The organism is Nonomuraea turcica (genome assembly GCF_030718205.1).
Taxonomy (GTDB): domain Bacteria; phylum Actinomycetota; class Actinomycetes; order Streptosporangiales; family Streptosporangiaceae; genus Nonomuraea.
Window position 1 is genome coordinate 142,957 of sequence record NZ_JAUZQF010000016.1, and the last position, 18,572, is coordinate 161,528.

The 18,572-nt window shown below is 69.3% G+C and carries 17 protein-coding genes and 1 tRNA gene; 4 read left to right on the forward strand and 14 right to left on the reverse strand.

Annotated features, from left to right (window positions below):
• Window positions 1-78: 78 nt before the first annotated feature.
• From cysN to Q9G87_RS36180, 9 genes are all read right to left on the reverse strand, one after another.
• A complete protein-coding gene (gene cysN / locus Q9G87_RS36140) occupies window positions 79-1,341 on the reverse strand; it encodes a sulfate adenylyltransferase subunit CysN (protein WP_305921060.1) in 1,263 nt (420 codons plus the stop codon).
• Between the two features lies 1 nt (window position 1,342).
• On the reverse strand, window positions 1,343-2,257 hold the full coding sequence (gene cysD, locus Q9G87_RS36145) for a sulfate adenylyltransferase subunit CysD (RefSeq protein WP_305921061.1): 915 nt from the start codon (window positions 2,255-2,257) through the stop codon (window positions 1,343-1,345).
• Window positions 2,258-2,276: 19 nt separating this feature from the next.
• Window positions 2,277-3,116, reverse strand: coding sequence for a 3'(2'),5'-bisphosphate nucleotidase CysQ (locus tag Q9G87_RS36150; RefSeq protein WP_305921062.1), 840 nt, complete (start codon window positions 3,114-3,116; stop codon window positions 2,277-2,279).
• Window positions 3,116-4,546, reverse strand: a complete 1,431-nt coding sequence (locus tag Q9G87_RS36155) for a sugar transferase (protein ID WP_305921063.1) — start codon at window positions 4,544-4,546, stop codon at window positions 3,116-3,118. The genes Q9G87_RS36150 and Q9G87_RS36155 overlap by 1 nt, the downstream gene beginning before the upstream one ends.
• Before the next feature lie 109 nt (window positions 4,547-4,655).
• A complete protein-coding gene (gene pth / locus Q9G87_RS36160) occupies window positions 4,656-5,240 on the reverse strand; it encodes an aminoacyl-tRNA hydrolase (RefSeq protein WP_305921064.1) in 585 nt (194 codons plus the stop codon).
• Between the two features lie 60 nt (window positions 5,241-5,300).
• Window positions 5,301-5,918: a 50S ribosomal protein L25/general stress protein Ctc gene (locus Q9G87_RS36165; protein WP_305921065.1), complete on the reverse strand. Its 618-nt coding sequence runs from the start codon at window positions 5,916-5,918 to the stop codon at window positions 5,301-5,303.
• Between the two features lie 99 nt (window positions 5,919-6,017).
• Window positions 6,018-6,995, reverse strand: coding sequence for a ribose-phosphate diphosphokinase (locus tag Q9G87_RS36170; RefSeq protein WP_305921066.1), 978 nt, complete (start codon window positions 6,993-6,995; stop codon window positions 6,018-6,020).
• On the reverse strand, window positions 6,992-8,452 hold the full coding sequence (gene glmU / locus Q9G87_RS36175; protein ID WP_305921067.1) for a bifunctional UDP-N-acetylglucosamine diphosphorylase/glucosamine-1-phosphate N-acetyltransferase GlmU: 1,461 nt from the start codon (window positions 8,450-8,452) through the stop codon (window positions 6,992-6,994). The genes Q9G87_RS36170 and glmU overlap by 4 nt, the downstream gene beginning before the upstream one ends.
• Before the next feature lie 125 nt (window positions 8,453-8,577).
• Window positions 8,578-8,649, reverse strand: a tRNA-Gln gene (locus tag Q9G87_RS36180).
• Window positions 8,650-8,926: 277 nt separating this feature from the next.
• Here Q9G87_RS36180 and Q9G87_RS36185 point away from each other — a divergent pair.
• The 4 genes from Q9G87_RS36185 to Q9G87_RS36200 all read left to right on the forward strand — a co-directional run bounded on the left by Q9G87_RS36185 (window position 8,927) and on the right by Q9G87_RS36200 (window position 13,830).
• Complete coding sequence (locus tag Q9G87_RS36185; protein WP_305921068.1) at window positions 8,927-9,865, forward strand: acyl-CoA desaturase; 939 nt, start codon at window positions 8,927-8,929, stop codon at window positions 9,863-9,865.
• Window positions 9,866-9,908: 43 nt separating this feature from the next.
• Window positions 9,909-10,814 (forward strand): TetR/AcrR family transcriptional regulator, encoded by a 906-nt coding sequence (locus tag Q9G87_RS36190; RefSeq protein WP_305921233.1) that lies wholly within the window; start codon window positions 9,909-9,911, stop codon window positions 10,812-10,814.
• Window positions 10,815-10,934: 120 nt separating this feature from the next.
• Window positions 10,935-12,995 (forward strand): RNA degradosome polyphosphate kinase, encoded by a 2,061-nt coding sequence (locus tag Q9G87_RS36195; RefSeq protein WP_305921069.1) that lies wholly within the window; start codon window positions 10,935-10,937, stop codon window positions 12,993-12,995.
• Window positions 12,988-13,830 (forward strand): NUDIX hydrolase, encoded by an 843-nt coding sequence (locus Q9G87_RS36200; RefSeq protein ID WP_305921070.1) that lies wholly within the window; start codon window positions 12,988-12,990, stop codon window positions 13,828-13,830. Before Q9G87_RS36195 ends, Q9G87_RS36200 begins: the two co-directional genes overlap by 8 nt.
• Window positions 13,831-13,836: 6 nt before the next feature.
• Here Q9G87_RS36200 and Q9G87_RS36205 read toward each other — a convergent pair whose 3' ends face one another.
• The 5 genes from Q9G87_RS36205 to Q9G87_RS36225 all read right to left on the reverse strand — a co-directional run bounded on the left by Q9G87_RS36205 (window position 13,837) and on the right by Q9G87_RS36225 (window position 18,572).
• The gene (locus Q9G87_RS36205; RefSeq protein WP_305921071.1) at window positions 13,837-14,649 is read right to left on the reverse strand and encodes an IclR family transcriptional regulator; all 813 of its coding nucleotides are present in this window, start codon (window positions 14,647-14,649) and stop codon (window positions 13,837-13,839) included.
• A gap of 110 nt (window positions 14,650-14,759) precedes the next feature.
• Complete coding sequence (locus Q9G87_RS36210) at window positions 14,760-15,761, reverse strand: 2-hydroxyacid dehydrogenase (RefSeq protein ID WP_305921072.1); 1,002 nt, start codon at window positions 15,759-15,761, stop codon at window positions 14,760-14,762.
• 67 nt (window positions 15,762-15,828) lie between these two features.
• Entirely contained in the window at window positions 15,829-16,899 is a 1,071-nt protein-coding gene (locus tag Q9G87_RS36215) for an L-idonate 5-dehydrogenase (RefSeq protein WP_305921073.1), read from the reverse strand.
• An 18-nt stretch (window positions 16,900-16,917) separates the two neighbouring features.
• Window positions 16,918-17,691 carry an SDR family oxidoreductase gene (locus Q9G87_RS36220; RefSeq protein ID WP_305921074.1) on the reverse strand — a complete coding sequence of 258 codons (774 nt, stop codon included), beginning with the start codon at window positions 17,689-17,691 and terminating at the stop codon, window positions 16,918-16,920.
• On the reverse strand, window positions 17,688-18,572 hold the full coding sequence (locus Q9G87_RS36225; RefSeq protein ID WP_305921075.1) for an NAD(P)-dependent oxidoreductase: 885 nt from the start codon (window positions 18,570-18,572) through the stop codon (window positions 17,688-17,690). Before Q9G87_RS36225 ends, Q9G87_RS36220 begins: the two co-directional genes overlap by 4 nt.

Sequence of the window (18,572 nt, forward strand, 5' to 3'; positions counted from 1 at the left end):
GCGTCGCGAATACGGAACGCGAGAACCCTAACGCGGAGAGTAATCAGCGGGTAAGGGAAGAGCGAAAAGATCTACCGTTCAGCGGCCGTCCATGATCATGCCAGCGCCGACCGTGCTGTTCGTGGCCTCGTCCACCAGGATGAAGCCGCCCGTGAGCCGGTTACGCCCGTAGTCGTCAACGAACAGCGGCTGCGTGACGCGCAACGACACCCGCCCGATCTCGTTGAGGCCGAGCGAGGTCGCCTCCTCGTCCCGGTGCAGGGTGTTGACGTCGAGCCGGTAGTGCAGGTCGCGGACGAGAGCGCGGGCCGTACGGGTGGTGTGCTTGATGGTCAGCTTGGAGCGCGGCGTCAGCTTGACCCCGTCGCCCATCCAGCAGACCATCGCCTCCAGCTCCTGCGCCACGTTCGGCTGGTTGTTGGGCCGGGCGATCATGTCGCCGCGCGAGATGTCGAGGTCGTCCTCGAAACGCAGCGTCACCGACATGGGCGGGAACGCCTCCTCCACCGGGCCGTCGAACGTGTCGATCGAGGCGATCCGCGTGGTCAGGCCCGACGGCAGGTGCACCACCTCGTCACCCGGCTTCAGCACGCCGCCCGCCACCTGCCCGGCGTAGCCGCGGTAGTCATGGAAGGCGTGCTCGGTGGCGCGCTGCGGGCGGATGACGTATTGCACGGGGAAGCGCACGTCGGTCAGGTTGCGGTCGGAGGCGATGTGCACGTTCTCCAGGTGGTGCAGCAGCGACGTGCCGAGATACCAGGGCATGTTCTCCGAGCGGGAGACCACGTTGTCGCCGTTGAGCGCGGAGATCGGGATGAACGTCAGGTCGGAGACGTTGAGCTTGGAGGCGAACGCCGTGAACTCCTCCCTGATCTCCTCGAACCGCTCCTGCGAGTAGTCCACCAGGTCCATCTTGTTGACGGCCAGCACCAGGTGCGGGACTCGCAGCAGCGAGGTCAGGAACGCGTGCCGGCGCGACTGCTCCAGCACGCCCTTGCGGGCGTCGATGAGGATGATCGCCAGGTCGGCCGTGGAGGCGCCGGTGACCATGTTGCGGGTGTACTGAATGTGCCCCGGCGTGTCCGCGATGATGAACTTCCGGCGCGGCGTCGCGAAATAGCGGTAGGCCACGTCGATCGTGATGCCCTGCTCGCGCTCGGCCCGCAGCCCGTCGGTCAGCAGCGACAGGTCGGTGTATTCGGTGCCGCGGTCACGTGAGGTCCGCTCGACGGCTTCGAGCTGGTCCTCGAAGATCGCCTTGGAGTCGTAGAGCAACCGTCCGATGAGGGTGGACTTGCCGTCGTCGACGCTTCCCGCCGTGGCAAAGCGAAGAATGTCCATTTTAGAAGTAGCCCTCTCGCTTGCGGTCCTCCATGGCGGCCTCGGACGAGCGGTCGTCGGCCCTGGTGGCCCCGCGCTCGGTGATCCGGGTGGCCGCGATCTCCTCGATGATCTCCTCGACCGTGGCGGCCGTGGACTGCACGGCGCCGGTGCAGGTCATGTCACCCACGGTCCGGTAACGGACGACGGCCTCGAACAGCGGCTCGTCGTCGCCGCGCTGCACCACGTCGGAGTCGGGCAGCAGCATGCCGTCACGCTCGAACACCTTGCGGGTGTGGGCGAAGTAGATGGAGGGGATCTCGATGCCCTCGCGCCTGATGTAGTCCCAGACGTCGAGCTCGGTCCAGTTGGATAGGGGGAAGACGCGGATGTGCTCGCCCTTGCGGATGCGCGCGTTGTAAAGGTTCCACAGCTCGGGGCGCTGGTTCTTCGGGTCCCACTGACCGAAGTCGTCGCGGAAGGAGAACACGCGCTCCTTGGCGCGGGCCTTCTCCTCGTCGCGGCGCGCGCCGCCGAACACGGCGTCGAACTCGTGCTCCTCGATCGCATCCAGCAGCGTGGTGGTCTGCAGCCGGTTACGCGAGGCGCGCCGCCCCGTCTCCTCCACGACCCGGCCCTGGTCGATGGAGTCCTGGACACTGGCCACGATCAGGCGGGCGCCCAGCTCCGCGGATCGGCGGTCGCGGAACTCGATGACCTCGTCGAAGTTGTGGCTGGTGTCCACATGCATGAGGGGGAACGGAATCGGCGCGGGCCAGAACGCCTTCTCCGCAATGCGGAGCATGACGATCGAGTCCTTGCCCCCGGAGAAGAGCAGACACGGACGCTCGAACTCGGCCGCCACCTCTCGCATGATGTGGATGGCCTCGGCTTCGAGCACGTCAAGCTGCGACGTCGTGTAGTCGCGCTGGAGCATGGGTGCTTCCTCCGGCGTTTCAGCGGTGCAGGTCCCGAATGCCGGCGAGCAGAGATGCCGCCAGCTCCGGTAGGGAAACCAGAATATCTGGTAGTGACGGGTCGGCTTGGTTATAGGTGAGCTGCGAGCCGTCGATCCGGCTCGCGTGGGCCCCGGCGGCCAGCGCGACGGCGACGGGCGCGGCGGAATCCCACTCATACTGGCCGCCGGCGTGCACGTATGCCTCGACCTCGCCGGTGAGCACCGCGGAGATCTTCGCCCCCGCCGAGCCGATCGGCACGAGGTCGGCGCCCGCAAGGTAGGCCAATTTCTGGACGAACTCGGGCGGCCTGGTGCGGCTGACTGCGATGCGGAAGCGGCCTCCGTCGTAGGCGGGCGGCTTGGGCGGCTCGGCGGTGCTCAGTGTGCGGCCCTGGGCGGGCAGCGCCACGGCGCCCGCGGTCAGCTGCCCGCGCTCCCACAACGCCACGTGCACGGCCCAGTCCGCCCGGCCCTCCTCTGCGCTTATGGTCGCGCTCCCTTCGGCCCCGTCTTGGTTACGCAAGCTGCCGCTTCCGGGGCCGGCTCGCCGCTCCGAAAACTCGCGCGTGCCGTCGAGGGGATCCACGATCCACACCCGGTCCGCCGCGAGCCTGCGCGGGTCGAGCCGCTCCTCGCGGGTGGCCTCCTCCGACAACACGCTGTCGGAGGGCCGCAGCCGGGCCAGGGACTCCATCAGAAAGACGTGGGAGGCCCGATCGCCTTCCGCCTTGAGCGCGGGCGCGTCGCCGAACCCCAGGCGCTCCCTTATCCGCAGCAGCCGCTCGCCCGCCTCGCTCGCCAGGTCAGCGGCGAGCGCGTGGTCGTCGCGAATCGTCATCAATATGCTCCTTGCCCGCGGGCGACAGCCGACCAAGTCTTCCACAGGATCTGCAAGTCCAGCGTGAGGGACCAGTTCTCCACGTAACGCAGGTCGAGACGTACGGATTCCTCCCAAGATAGGTCAGATCTACCACTGACCTGCCACAGCCCGGTCAGCCCAGGACGTACGAGGAGCCGTCTGCGCACGTCGTCACCGTAGCGCGCGACCTCCTCCGGCAACGGCGGCCTGGGCCCCACCAGCGACATGTGGCCGAGCACGACGTTGATGAGCTGGGGCAGCTCGTCGAGCGAGTGACGGCGCATCCGCATGCCGAGCGGCGTGACGCGTGGATCGTTCCGGATCTTGAACAGCACCCCGTCACGGTCGCTGACCAAGGTGATCTTCTGCTGCTCCGAGCCGCGCCGCATGGTGCGGAACTTCAGGATCGTGAACGGTTTGCCGTCCCTGCCCACCCGGGTCTGCCTGAACAACGCGGGTCCGGGGCTCGTCACACGCACGGCCGCCGCCAGCCCGGCCAGCACCGGCGCGAGCAGCACCAGCAGCGCGACAGCGACCAGCCGGTCGAAGACGTTCTTGATCAGCTGCCTGGCCCCGGCCAGCTCGGGATGCTCCACATGGAGGAGCGGCAGCCCGGCGGCGGGCCTGATCGTGGTGCGCGGCCCGGCCACGTCCATCAGCGCGGGAGCGACCACGAGCTCGGTGTGCGTGCGTTCCAGCCGCCAGGCCAGCCGCCGCAGCGCCTGCCCGTCCATCTCAGGGCAGGCCAGCACGGCCACGGTGTCGGCGTCGAGCTGTGCCACCGCGAGCGGCACGTCGCTGAGGTCGCCGAGAACCGGCACTCCGGCCACCCACTCCCCGGGCGCGGCCGCAGGCACGCAGGCCGCCACGACCTCCATGCCGTGGTAACGCTCCCTGCGGAACAACTCGACCAGCTCGGCGATCGAGGCCGCGTGGCCCGCCGCGACCACCTTGCGCATGCAGGCGCCGACCGCCCTGCGCCGGTGCAGCGCGCTGCGCAACGCGTGCCTGAAGACCAGCGTGAGCAGCGTGACCAGGGGCAGCGCGAGCACGACGTAGCCGCGGGCGACGTCGGTCTTGGTCAGATAGGACCCGATGGCGGTGCCGGCGGTGAGCGCCACGCCGCACTGCAGGATCCTGCGGAACTCCTCGGAGCCGACGCCGATCAAGCGCGGCTCATAGGCCCGGTTGAGCGCCACCGCGCTCGTCCACACCACCGGCAGCGCCAGGCTGACCAGCAGGTAGGGAAGCGCGTAGGGAGTGAGCCCGCCGAAGCGCACGAAGAAGGCCACGGCGGACCCGATGCCGGCGCCGCACAGGTCGGCCGCGACGGCGCACAGGCGATAGGAGCGGATCCAGGCAGGCGTGCGGGGACCGGCTCGCCATGAGACCACATGGCCGACGGTCATGAGTCCCCCACCGCGCACGCGCGCCTCCACTGTGACCATTCATGAGCGGACAGTCACCGATCGTAGCGACACGACAAGCGGAGAACCGGCGAAAGGACCTATGCGGCGATCAGCGAGGAGGGCCGGAAATGTGCAGATCAGCCCGGTGGTACTCGTTCTGCGTGGCTTCGAGGCCGCGGGCCATCAGCGATTCCACGACGTCGGCCGCCCGGTCGACGAGAAAAGGCAGGTCCTTGCGTTCGGCGGTGGCGAAGTCCCTCAGCACGAAGGTGGCGGCGTCCATGCGGCCGGGCGGGCGCCCGATGCCGAACCGGACCCGCAGGTAGTCGCGGGTGCCCAGGACCTTGGTGATCGACTTGAGACCGTTGTGGCCGTTGTCGCCGCCGCCGAGCTTGGCGCGCAACGCGCCGTAGGGCACGTCGAGCTCGTCGTGCACGACGATCAGCCGGTCCGGGCCGATCTTGTAGAAGTCGGCGAGCGCCTTGACCGGTCCGCCGGACAGGTTCATGTACGTCAGCGGCTTGGCCAGGATGGCGGCACGGGTCTCGCACACCTCGGCCCGGCTCTTGTGCGCCTTGAACCGCCCGCCCGCCCTGGCGGCCAGCTCGTCGAGCACCATGAATCCGGCGTTGTGCCGGTTGCCGGCGTATTCGGGCCCCGGGTTGCCCAGTCCGGCGATCAGCCAGCGGTCCATGCGCTTCCCTTTAATCGCGAAAACGGGGCGGCCGTGTGCCGGCCGCCCCGTTCACGGTGGTTATTCGGCCGGGGCCTCGGCGGTCTCGCCCTCGGCGGCGGCCACGGCGACCTCGCCCTCGGCGGCCTCCTCCGGAGCCTCGACCGGCTTGCCGATGACCTGGAGGATGACGGTCTCGGGGCCGGCGACCAGCGTGGCGCCCTGCGGGAGCTGGAGCTGGGAGGCGGTGATGGCGGTGCCGACCTCCAGGCCCTCGACGTTGACCTCGACGCCGGTCGGGATGTGGGTGGCCTCGGCCTCCACGGCGACCTGGACGAGCTGCTGGTCGAGCAGGCCGTCGGAGTGCACGTCGCCGACGGTGGTGACCGGGATCTCGACGGTGACCTTCTCGCCGCGCTTGACCAGGAGCAGGTCGACGTGCTCGACGAAGCCCTTGATCGGGTCGCGCTGCACGCCCTTGGGCAGGGCCAGCTCGTCCACGCCGTCACCCTCGAGGCGGATCAGCACGTTGGGCGTGCGGAGCGCGAGCAGCACCTCGTGGCCGGGCAGGCTCAGGTGCTTGGGGTCGATGCCGTGCCCGTAGAGAACGGCAGGCACCTTGTTGGCGCGGCGGATCTTGCGAGCGGCGCCCTTGCCGAACGCGGTGCGGGACTCGGCGGCGATACGTACTTCAGACATGCCATCTCCTAGGGATGCATCGGGGATCGGTGTGGTGCGCTCTCCCTCACCCGCCCTAGCGGAAGGCGTTACGAGCGCAACCTCCTCATTCTATAGGCGTCAGGTGTCACCCTCGAACAAGCTCGTCACCGAGCCGTCGTTGAAGATCTCGGTGATGGCCCGGGCGATGAGCGGCGCGATGGACAGGACCGTCAGCTTGTCGAACCTGCTGGCCTGCGCCAACGGCAGCGTGTTGGTGACGATGACCTCGGAGATCCTGGAGTTCTTCAGCCGGTCCACGGCCGGGTCGGAGAAGACCGCGTGGGTGGCGGCGGTGATCACGTTGGTGGCGCCCTGCTCGTAGAGGGCGTCGGCGGCCTTGCAGATCGTCCCCGCGGTGTCGATCATGTCGTCGATCACCACGCAGGTGCGCCCGCGTACGTCTCCGACCACCTCGTTGACCTTCACCTGGTTGGCTACGTCGAGGTCGCGGCGCTTGTGGATGAACGCCATCGGTGTGCCGAGCGTGTCCGCCCAGCGCTCCGACAGGCGGACGCGGCCGGTGTCGGGCGAGACGACCGTGGTGTGCTCCAGGTCCAGCTTGTTCTTGAGGTAGCGCTCCAGGACCGGCATGGCGAACAGGTGGTCCACCGGCCCGTCGAAGAAGCCCTGGATCTGCGAGGTGTGCAGGTCGATCGACATGAGCCGGTCGGCGCCCGCGGTCTTGAACATGTCGGCCATCAGCCGGGCCGTGATGGGCTCGCGGCCGCGGCCCTTCTTGTCTTGTCGGGCGTAGCCGAAGAACGGCATGACCACGGTGATGCGCTTGGCGGAGGCCCGCTTCAGCGCGTCGACCATGATGAGCTGTTCCATGATCCACTTGTTGATGGGCCCGGTGTGGCTCTGGATCACGAAGGCGTCGCAGCCGCGTACGGACTCCATGAAGCGGACGTAGATCTCGCCGTTGGCGAAATCGACCAGCTTGGTGGGAGTGAGTGAGACGCCGACGTGCCGGGCGACCTCCTCCGCCAGCTCCGGGTGGGCCCGCCCGGAGAAGAGCATGAGGTTCTTCTCACCCGGCTGCTTGATGCTGGTCACTGTTCCATCTCCTGCTGCTCCTGCTGCTCTTGCCGCGCCAGCGCCCGCTCGGCGGCCGCGGCCGACTTCGTGCCCGCGCGCCTGCGCAAGACCCATTTCTCAATGTTGCGCTGCCGTGCCCGCGCCACCCCCATCGCGCCCGGGGGCACCTCGTCTACGATCACCGAGCCCGCCGCCGTGTAGGCGCCGTCGTTGACGGTCACCGGGGCGACGAGCATGGTGTCGCAGCCGACGAATACGCCGTCGCCCACGGTGGTGTGGTGCTTGTTGACCCCGTCGTAGTTGACGAAGACGGTGGCGGCGCCGATGTTGGCGTCCTCGCCGATCGTGGCGTCGCCCGCATAGGTCAGGTGCGGCACTTTCGAGCGGTCGCCGACCTTCGCGTTCTTCATCTCGACGAACGTGCCGGCCTTGGACTTGCGCCCCAGCACGGTGCCGGGCCGCAGGTAGGCGTACGGGCCGACGTTGGCCTCGGGGCCGATCTCGGCGCTGTCGCAGACGGCGTTGCGCACGACGGCCCGCTCGCCCACCCGGGTGCCGGTCAGCGTGGTGGCCGGGCCGACCTCGGCGCCGGTCTCGATGACGGTGTCGCCGTGCAGCTGCGTGCCGGGGTGGATGACGGCGTCGGACGCGATCCGCACGCCCACGTCGATCCAGGTGCTGGCCGGGTCGATGATCGTGACGCCGGCCCGCATGTGGCCCTCCAGCAGGCGCTGGTTGAGCACCTTGCGGGCGGCGGCGAGCTGCACGCGGTCGTTGACGCCCTCGACCTCGACGTGGTCGCCGGCCACGCAGGCGCCGACCCGGTGGCCGTCGCCGCGCAGGATGGACAGGACGTCGGTGAGGTATTCCTCGCCCTGGGCGTTGTCGGTGGACACGCGCTTGACGCCATCGGCGAGCAGTTCGCCGTCGAAGGCGTAGATGCCGGAGTTCATCTCCTTGATGGCACGCTGCTCCGGCGTGGCGTCCTTCTCCTCGACGATCTCCAGGACGGCGCCGTTCCCGTCGCGGATGATCCGCCCGTAGCCGGTCGGATCGGGCACCTCGGCGGTCAGCACGGTGACCGCGTTGCCCTCGGCGGCGTGCCGTTCGAGCAGCGCGGCGAGGGTCTGGGTGCGCAGGAGCGGCACGTCGCCGTAGGTGACCAGCACTGTGCCGGAGATCGTGCCGACCTCCTCGAGCACGGTGCGGACCGCGTGGCCGGTGCCGCGCTGCTCCTCCTGGACGACGGCTCGCGCGTCGGGGCTGGTGGCGGCCAGGTGGCCGCCGACCTGCTCGAGCGCATGCCCGATGACGACGATGAGGCGCTCAGGCCCCAGGTCGCGGGCGGCGGCGAGCATGTGGTCCACCAGAGCGCGACCGCACAGCTCGTGCAGGACTTTCGGGGTCTGGCTCTTCATCCGGGTGCCCTCGCCCGCGGCGAGGACGATGACAGCTGCCGGGCGCGGCACACTCACGGACTGAGGCTCCCTGTGACTGGACGGATCAGGGCATTTGGTACGGCTACCGCACCGCTACCCTCCCGACACCGTGAGGATACCTGGCCGCACCCGGAACATTCTCTCTCGGGAGGACCTCAAGGCTCCCGGAAGAGGACTCGAACCCCTACAAAGTGGACCAAAACCACTTGTCCTGCCGATTAGACGATCCGGGATAGATCGGACACGTGACGTCCGACACCCCCCTACGATACAGAGCCCGGACCCCGGCGCGCGCCCGTAATTACCTCCGTGCCGGAACTCCGCAGGTGACGGCGGTAACGCCCCTTAACAGACCGTCCCTAAAGCAGCAAGGCACGAACCCGCTCACCTTGCGCGGGCGACCCGTCACATTCCCCACATGCTTGCTTAGGTCTTCCTTACTTACGATGGCGTAGGTTACGGTTGCGTAGCCAGGACATTCATTCACATACATGTCGTTGGAGGTCGCCCATGACCGTTCTCGCCGAGCGCTCCGCACCCACCCCAAAGCCCGACTTCGAACCCGAGCCGAAATCCCGCGCAGAACTGATCATCTTCGGTCTGGTCGTCGGACTGCCCTTGGTCGCGATTGCCGCCGCCGTGCCGCTCGCATGGGGATGGGGTCTCGGCTGGACGGACATCGCGATTGCGTTCGTCTTCTACATGGTTTCGGGACTCGGCGTCACCGTGGGGCTGCACCGCTACTTCACGCACGGCTCGTTCAAGGCCAAGCGGCCGCTGAAGATCGCCCTCGGCATCGCCGGCAGCCTGTCGCTGGAGATGTCGGTGCTCGACTGGGTGGCCACGCACCGCAAGCACCACAAGTTCTCCGACAAGGAGGGCGACCCGCACTCGCCGTGGCGTTTCGGCCCTGGTTTCAAGAACATGGCCAAGGGCCTGCTCTACGCCCACATGGGCTGGCTGTTCGAGAGCGAGCGCACCAACAGGGAGAAGTACGCGCCGGACCTGTGCAAGGACCAGGACGTGCTCAAGCTGCACAAGTGGTTCGGCCCGCTCGCCGTTGCCTCGATGGTGCTGCCCGGCGTCCTGGGCGGGCTCATCACCTGGTCCTGGCAGGGCGCGCTGACCGCGCTGTTCTGGGGCACGCTCGTCCGCATCGGCCTGCTGCACCACGTGACCTGGTCGATCAACTCCATCTGCCACGTCTTCGGCGAAGAGGACTTCCAGGTGCGCGACAAGTCCCGCAACGTGTGGTGGCTGGCCATCCCGTCCTTCGGCGAGTCGTGGCACAACCTGCACCACTCCGACCCGACCTGCGCCCGCCACGGCGCCCTCAAGGGCCAGATCGACCTGAGCGCCGGCCTGATCAGGATCTTCGAGAAGCTGGGCTGGGTGTACGACGTCCGCTGGCCGACGCCGGAGCGCCTGGCGGCGAAGCGCATTGCCTGACGACGATAATCCGATGAACGGCCATGGATCCGTGGCCGTCATTATGGAAACCGTGACCGAACCCCGATCTCGCAGGCGTATGTCCGGCAGCGAGCGACGAGAGCAGCTGATCCGCATCAGTCGCACGCTCTTCGCGGAGAAGGGGTTCGACGGGACCTCTATCGAGGAAATCGCCGCTACCGCACAGGTGTCGAAACCAGTGGTATACGAGCATTTCGGTGGCAAGGAGGGCGTCTACGCGGTCGTGGTCGACCGCGAGATGCAAAAACTCCTCACCATGATCACCGAGGCCCTGTCGGCCTCTCACTCCCTCATCAAGCTGGAGCGCGCCGCGCTGGCATTGCTGCAGTACATCGAGGAGAGCAGCGAGGGCTTCCGCATCCTGGTGCGCGACTCGCACGCCGCGTCGGGCACCGGCTCCTTCGCGAGTCTGATCAGCGAGATCGCCAGCCAGGTCGAGGACGTCCTGGCCGACGAGTTCGCGGCCCGCGGCTACGATCCCAAGCTCGCGCCGATGTACGCGCAGATGCTGGTGGGCATGGTGGCACTGACCGGCCAGTGGTGGCTGGACGTACGCAAACCGGGCCGCGAGGAGGTCGCCGCCCACCTCGTCAACCTGGCCTGGAACGGCCTGACCGGACTCAACGCCAACCCCACCATCACCGCGGTCAGCCGCGAGCTCTTCCCCGCGCCCGCCAAGCCCCGCGCGGGCGAGAAGGAGTTGCGCGAGTTCGAGAAGGCCCGCGAGAAGGAGGCCAAGGAGGCGGAGAAGATCCGCCAGCGCGAGCTCAAGGAGGCCGAAAAGGCCCGGGTGCGCGAGCTGAAGGAGCGCGAGCGGCTCTTGAAAGAGGCGGAGAAAGCGCACGAGCGCGAGGAGAAGATCCGCCAGCGGGAGGCGCGGCTGGCCGAGCGCGCCGCCCGTCTTGAGCAGGTTGATCAGCCGGAGTGACGGCTTTGCACGCACGCGCCGCCACAATGACCTGAATGGCCGATCGGGAATGACCGGCCGGAGCGCGTCGTTGCTACTCCGTTAACGTTCTGTTCAACCAATAAGGGCAATATAGGTCATATGTCCGCCGAACCGCTGCAATCTGCCAACGACCTGCCGCTGCCACAGGAGCGGTTCCTCAACCGTGAGGAGAGCTGGCTCCAGTTCAACGAGCGGGTGCTGGAACTGGCCGAAGACCCCACACTTCCGCTGCTCGAGCGGGTGCGGTTTCTAGCGATCTTCGCGAGCAACCTGGACGAGTTCTTCCGTGTACGGGTGGCGGGCCTCAAGCGGCGTATGGCGACGGGCCTGCTGCTGCGGACCAAGAGCGGGCTGAAGCCGCGCGAAGAGCTGGTCAGGATCGCGGCGATCGCGGACGAGCTGGCCAGGCGGCATGCGGCGGTCTTCCACGACAAGATCTCCCCGGAGCTGGCGGGCGTGGGCATCGAGATCGTCCGGTGGGACGATCTGGGCCGCGAGGAGCGCACGGAGCTGCGCAAGCTGTTCAGGGAGCGGATCAGGCCGGTCCTGACGCCGCTGGCCGTGGACCCCGCACACCCGTTTCCCTATATTTCCGGGCTCAGCCTGAACCTGGCGGTTCTGGTGCGCAACCCGGTGACCGATCACACGGTCTTCGCCCGGGTCAAGGTCCCCTCGCAGCTGCCGCGGTTCGTCCAGGCGTCCAAGGACCGGTTCGTCCCCCTTGAGGACGTGATCGCAGCCCACCTGGGCCAGCTCTTCAAGGGCATGGAGATCCTCCAGCACCACGCCTTCCGCGTCACCAGGAACGAGGACCTCGACGTCGACGAGGACGTCACCGAGAACCTCATGCAGGCCCTGGAGAAGGAGCTGCTCAAGCGGCGCTTCGGCCCGCCGGTGCGGCTGGAGGTCGAGGACACGATCACCCCCGAGGTGCTGGCCCCGCTCGTGGAGGAGCTGGAGCTGGCGCCGCACGAGATCTACCGCGTGTCCGGGCCGCTCGACCTGTCGGGCCTGCACGCCATCGCCGACCTGGAGCGCGGCGAGCTCAGCTACCGCCCCTTCGTGCCGGCGGAGGTGATCAACGCCGAGGACGACCTCTTCGCGGTCCTGCGCGAGCGCGACGTGCTGCTACACCACCCGTACGACTCGTTCGCCACCAGCGTGCAGCGCTTCATCGAGGTGGCCGCGGACGACCCCCGGGTGCTGGCGATCAAGCAGACCCTCTACCGGACCAGTGGTGACTCCCCCATCGTCAACGCCCTGATCGACGCGGCCGAGGCCGGCAAGCAGGTCGTGGTGGTCGTGGAGATCAAGGCCCGCTTCGACGAGCACGCCAACATCTCCTGGGCCAGGAAGCTGGAGCGCGCCGGCTGCCACGTCGTCTACGGCGTGGTCGGCCTGAAGACCCACTGCAAGCTGGCCCTCGTGGTGCGCCAGGAGGCCTCGGGCGAGCTGCGCCGCTACTGCCACATCGGCACCGGCAACTACAACCCCAAGACCGCCCGCCAGTACGAGGACTTCGGCCTGCTCACGGCGGACCCGCTGGTCGGCGAGGACGTCACCGACCTGTTCATCCACCTGACCGGCTACTCCAACCACTCCGCCTACCGCAGGCTGCTGGTCGCGCCGCACTCCATGCGCACCGGGCTGCTGGCCAGGATCGAGCGGGAGATCGCCCACCAGCAGGCCGGCCGCCCCGCCAGGATCCGGATCAAGACCAACTCGCTGGTGGACGAGCAGATCATCGACGCGCTCTACCGGGCGTCCAGGGCGGGAGTCCCGGTGGACCTGTGGGTGCGTGGCATTTGCATCCTCAGGCCCGGCGTCCCGGACCTGTCAGAAAATATCCGCGTAAGGTCAATTCTGGGGCGCTTCCTCGAGCACTCCCGGGTGTACGAGTTCGGCCTGGGCCGGCGGCCCGAGGTCTGGATCGGCAGCGCCGACCTCATGCGCAGGAACATCGATCGCCGCGTCGAAGCCCTGGTCAAGGTGACGTCGCAGCAACACAGGGCCTACCTCATCGAGCTGATGGACAAGGCCATGGCCGAGACCACGAACGTGTGGTGGCTCAACTCCGATGGCACGTGGGCCCGCCATCCCGGCGAGGACCTGCAGAGCCATCTCATCAGTACGCGCCGCTGGAGGACCGTTGATGACTGACCTGCTCCGCGCAGCCGGAGCCGTGGTCTGGAGGGGCGCGGAGAGCAGCCCCCAGGTCGCTGTCATTCACCGCCCCGCCTACGACGACTGGACCTTCCCCAAGGGCAAGCTGAAGACCGGGGAACACGTGATCGCCGCCGCCCTCCGCGAAGTACGCGAGGAGACCGGCATGACCGTCGCGCTCGGCCGCGCCCTGCCGCCCGTGCACTACATCAGCAGGGGCCGGCTCAAGCGGGTCGACTACTGGACGGCCCGCGCGGTCGCCGACGACGGGTTCGTGCCCGGCGAAGAAGTGGACGAGCTGCGCTGGCTTCCGCTGGAGGAGGCCAAGGCGCTGCTGACGTACGAATGGGACGCGGGCCTGCTGCGGGCGCTGACCGTGGCGCCGCTCGAGACCGTGCCCCTCGTCCTCATCCGGCACGGCTCGGCCGGCTCCAGGAGCGAGTGGACCGGCGACGACGCGCTGCGGCCGCTGGACGCCGTCGGCCGCTCCCAGGCGGCCGCCCTGGCCACCGCGCTGCCCGCCTACCGGCCCGAGGTCCTGATGAGCTCGCCCAGCACCCGCTGCGTGCAGACCTTAGAACCCTACGATGACGCCTATGACGGCGAGATCAAGGTCGAGCCGCTGCTCAGCGAGGAGAGCCAGGACCCGCACAAGACGCCGGCCCTGGTCAGGGACATCACGGTGCCCGCCGCCGTGTGCAGTCACGGCAAGGTGCTGCCCGAGCTGATCCAGGCGCTGAGCGGCAAGAACGTCCACCTGCGCAAGGGCGCGTTCGCGGTGCTGCACAAGACGGGCGGGCAGGTCGTCAGCGTCGAGCGCTACGCCGCCTGACCGGCCTCACGAGATGGGGGCGACCCTGGCCAGGCGCTGCGCGAGCGAGCCGAGGTCCTCGACGAGGGATTCGCGGAGCCGGGTGGTGAACCGCACGGTGAGCAGGGTCGCGCTGACCGCCACGGGAGTGGGGCGGTCGCCGGGCACGGCGACGCCCACGCAGGTGATGCCTTCGGTGTTTTCCTCGTCGTCGACGGAGTAGCCGCGCTCGCGAGTGCTGTCCAGATCACGGCGCAGAGCGTCCATGCTCCGGTGGGAACGGGGCGTGAACGCCGGCAGCTCCTGCACTCGGGCCAGGCGCCGCTCCAGCTCGTCCGCGGGAAGAGAGGCGAGCATGGCCTTGCCGAGCGCGGTCACCACGGCCGGCATGCGCCGCCCGATGTCGCTGGCCAGCCGGACGGGCTGGCTGCCGTCGTGCCGGGCGAGGTAGACGACCTCGAGGTCGTCCAGCGTGGCCAGCAGCAACGTCTCCTGCGAGGCCGCGGGAAGCGCGGCGGCGCCCGTGCGGAACTCGCCCAGTATGTCGGTGCCGGCGAGGAAGCCCTGGCCGAGCTCGAGCACCTTGTAATCCAGCGCCCAGCGGCCGTCGATGCGGCGGATCATGTGGCTGTCCTCCAGCGCCGCGCAGAGATTCGCGACGGTGGACTTCGCCAGGTCGAGCGCCCTCGCCAGCTCGGTCACGGACAGCGGCCGCCTGCTCTTGGAGAGGATCTCCAGCACCGCGACCGCCCTGGTCACTGCAGGGGAGCGGCTTTCGACCGAGCGCAGCGAACGCTCCTCGGGCTGCTCCGCCAGAGAGGCGCCGACGGCCTGGATCATGAGGGCTCCTCTTGTCATTACGCTGTGCTCCCATACTACGAACGATGACCCAGACCGCGGTACCTCTGTACAGTTTTTGGAACGACGTTCCGCCAGCGCGATAGACGAGGTCAGCGACCCGGCCGGTCCTGGGTTCCGGGCAGCGGGGTCGGCGCGGCTTCGCCACCGAGGACGGCCTCGATGTTGCGGGCTGCGAGGTCGGTCATCGCCGCGCGCGTCGCCCCGGTCGCCGAGCCCACGTGCGGCAGCACCACCAGGCGCGGCTCGGCGAACAGCGGGTCGGCCGGATCCGTACGGGGCTCATCGGTCATCACATCGAGTCCCGCCGAGTGCAGCTCGCCTCGGCGCAGGGCCGCCAGCAGGGCATCCTCGTCGACAATCCCGCCCCGGGCGGTGTTGACCAGAGTCGCCGTCGGCTTCATCCTGGCCAGCTCCTCGCGGCCGATCATGCCCGAGGTCTCAGGTGTCAGAGGCGTGTGGATGGAGATCACGTCGCTGGTCGACAGCAGCTCGTCGAAGGGGACCCAGCGAGACTGCGCGTCGTCCTCCTTTCGTCTCGGGTGATGGTGCTGCACCCGCATGCCGAACCCGGCCGCCCGGCGAGCCAGGGCGCGCGCGATCTGGCCGTAGCCGATCAGCCCGAGGGTCGCGCCGTGGACGTCCAGGCCGAAGAACTCGGTCACGGCGGCCGAGCCCCACTCGCCGCGCCGCATGGCGTCCATGCCGGCGACCAGGCGGCGCCGCGCCATCAGGATCAGCGCCATCGCCACGTCGGCGGTGGTGTCGGCCAGCACGTCCGGCGTGTGTGTGACGACGACACCGCGTTCGCCGGCCGCCGCCACGTCGACGCTGTCGTACCCCATCGACGCCAGCGCCACGACGCGCAACCGCGGCCCGGCCGCGTCCAGGAACTCGCCTCCTATGCGGTCGTTGCCAACGGCGAGCAGGGCGTCGCACCCGTGGGCCAGGTCGGCGAGTTCGGCGGGGACGGGTGGCGCCGTCCCCTCCCACACGGTGACGTCGTAGCGCTCGGCCAGGCGGGCGACGGCGTCTCCCGGGAGGTCGGCGCGGGAGACCACGACGCGCGGGCGAGATGCGGGCGTGCCAGACATGTTGTGCTCCGTTTCAGGGAAATCTTCAGACTTACACCAGGCGTACCCGGACCGGCGGGCGGCATGGTCACGCCGCGCCGGGATCGGCGAAGCCGAGCAGGACCTTGCAGGAGCGCGCCGGGTCGGCGGCCAGCTCGAACGCGTCGTTCGCGCGTTCCGCCGGAAGCACGGAGGAGATCACCGGATCGACGGCGAGGCGGCCGTCGGCCAGTGCCTGGAGGACCTCCCCGAGCTCGGTGTCGAAGCGGAAAGAGCCGACGAACCGAAGCTCTCGCGTGATCATCGTGTTGGCGGGGAGCGGCGTGTCTCCTGGCGGAAGCAGGCCGAGGCCCACCACGGTGGCGCCCCGGTCCACCCCGTACACGCAGCTGCGCAGGCCCGCGGAGGTGCCGGAGGACTCGATGGCGAGGTCCGCCGCCAGGTCCTCGATCACGCCGGTGTCCATGGTCCCACCGACGCGGATCACCGAGGTGGCGCCCACTGCCTTCGCGACCGTCAGCGGCTCCTCGAACACGTCGGTCACGACGATCTCGCCGGCGCCGGACGCCCGCAGCGCCGCGACCACCAGGCAGCCGATGGGACCCGCACCGGTCACGAGCACCCGTTTGCCGCGCACATCGCCCGCCTGCCGCACGGCGTGCCAGGCCACCGCCGCCGGCTCGGCGACGGCGGCCATCCTCAGGTCCAGGCCCTCGGGGAGCGGCAGCACCCGCTCGGCGGGCGCCACCAGGACGTCGGCGAAGCCGCCCTGCACGTGAGGCGAGCGGGCGGCGCTGCCGAGGTAGCCGGTGTCCAGGCACGTGTTGCGCCGCCCGGCGCGGCACTGCCGGCATTTCCCGCACGACACCAGCGGGTGCACGGCCACCGGGGTTCCTGGGGACAGCCGCGCGCCGGGGCCGGCCGCACGCACCCGGCCCACGATCTCGTGGCCGAGGATCAGCGGCTCGCGCAGGCGGAACTCGCCGACCGCGCCGTGCCGCCAGTAATGCAGGTCAGAGCCGCAGATGCCGCCGTAGCTGATGTCCACCGCCACCTCGCCCGGTCCGGGCACCGGGATGGGGCGTTCTTCCAGGCGTAGGTCTCCCGCGCCGTGCGCCACCACCGCGCGCATGGCCGGCCGCGTCGTCGTCGACGTCATGTCTTGACCCACCCTTCCTCAGATGACCGCGGTCAGTCCGCCGTCGACGGCGATGACCTGGCCGTTGACGAAATCCGACGCCGGTGCCGCGAGCCACACCAGCGTTCCGACGAGGTCCTCGACGGACGCCCAGCGCCCGGCCGGGGTGCGGCCCCGGATCCAGGCGTCGAAGGGGGGATCGTCGACGAGCGGGCGGGTCAGCTCGGTGATCACGTATCCGGGGGCGAGCCCGTTGACCGTCACCCCGGAGGCCGCCCATTCCGCGCACATGCCCTTGGTCAGCATCGCCAGGCCGCCCTTGGACGCGGAGTAGGCCGCGATGCCGGGCCGGGCGAGCCAGGTCTGCACGGAGCAGATATTGACGATCTTTCCGTAACCGCGCTCGATCATGCCTGCGGCGACCGCGCGTCCGACGAGGAAGGCGCTGGTCAGATTGGTGTGGACAACCCTGTCGAAGGTCTCCGCCGGCACCTGGAGCAGCGGCTCACGGTGCTGGATCCCGGTGTTGTTCACCAGGATGTCCACCGCGCCGACCCGGTGCTCGATCTCCTGGACCGCCCGCTGCACGGCCGCCGGGTCGGTGACGTCGAAGGGCATCGCGTGCGCCTTCGCCCCGGTGCGTTCCACCAGCCTGTCCCGTGCGCGCTCCAGCGCCTCGGGGTCGCGGCCGTTGAGCACGATCTCGGCGCCCGCCTCGGCCAGTCCGGTGGCCAGGGCCTCCCCGATGCCCTTGCTGGACCCCGTCACCAGAGCGCGGCGCCCCGACAGGTCGAACAACGCGGAACCCTTCATGAGCCGGCCTCCGTCGGACAGTAGTAGTGCATCAGTGCGGCGTTGTCGGCCTCGCCGTGACCGGCGGCGGCCAGCCAGCGGTGCAGCTCGGCGACGGCGGAGGTGACCGGCAGCGGCACGCCGGCCGAGCGCGCGTAGTCGCGGGCGGCTTCCAGATCTTTGACCATATTGCTGACTCTCCCGGTCGGCGAGAGATCGAACTCGGCGAACTTCACGAAGAACTCCTGCAACAGCGCGGAGTCCCCCCTACCCCCGGAGAGAGCCGCGAGCACCTGCCGCGCCGGCAGCCCGGCCGCCCGCACCAGCGCGGCGGCCTCGGCGAGGGCGGCGAACCCGCAACCGACCAGCACCTGATTGATGGACTTCGCCAGTTGCCCGGAGCCCGCCGGGCCGAGGTGGGTCAGCCGGCAGGCCAGGTCTTCCAGCACGGGCAGGGCCCGCTCCACGTGCTCGTCATCACCGCCGAGCATCAGAGTCAGCTCACCACGCGCGGCTCCCGGCGCCCCGCCGGACAGCGGCGCGTCCACCCAGCCGGCGCCGAGCTTCGCGGCGCGCCGGGCGAACTCGCGCGTGCGGTCGGGGTCGATGCTGGACATGTCGATCACCAGTACGCCGTCCGGCGCGCCGGCGAGCACGCCCTCCGGCCCGAAGGCCACGTCCTCGACGATGTCGGCGGTGTTGAGGGAGAGGAGCACCACGGACGACTCGGCGAGATGCCCCGGCGACCGCGCCGCGAGCGCCCCTTCTGAGGAGAGCTCGGCGACGGTGTCGGGCCGGATGTCGTAGACCCGCACCGGCCGCCCCTGCTTCACCAGCCGGCGGGCGATGGCCGCGCCCATGACGCCCAGCCCGGCGATCCCCACCTCTATCTGCTCCTCCAT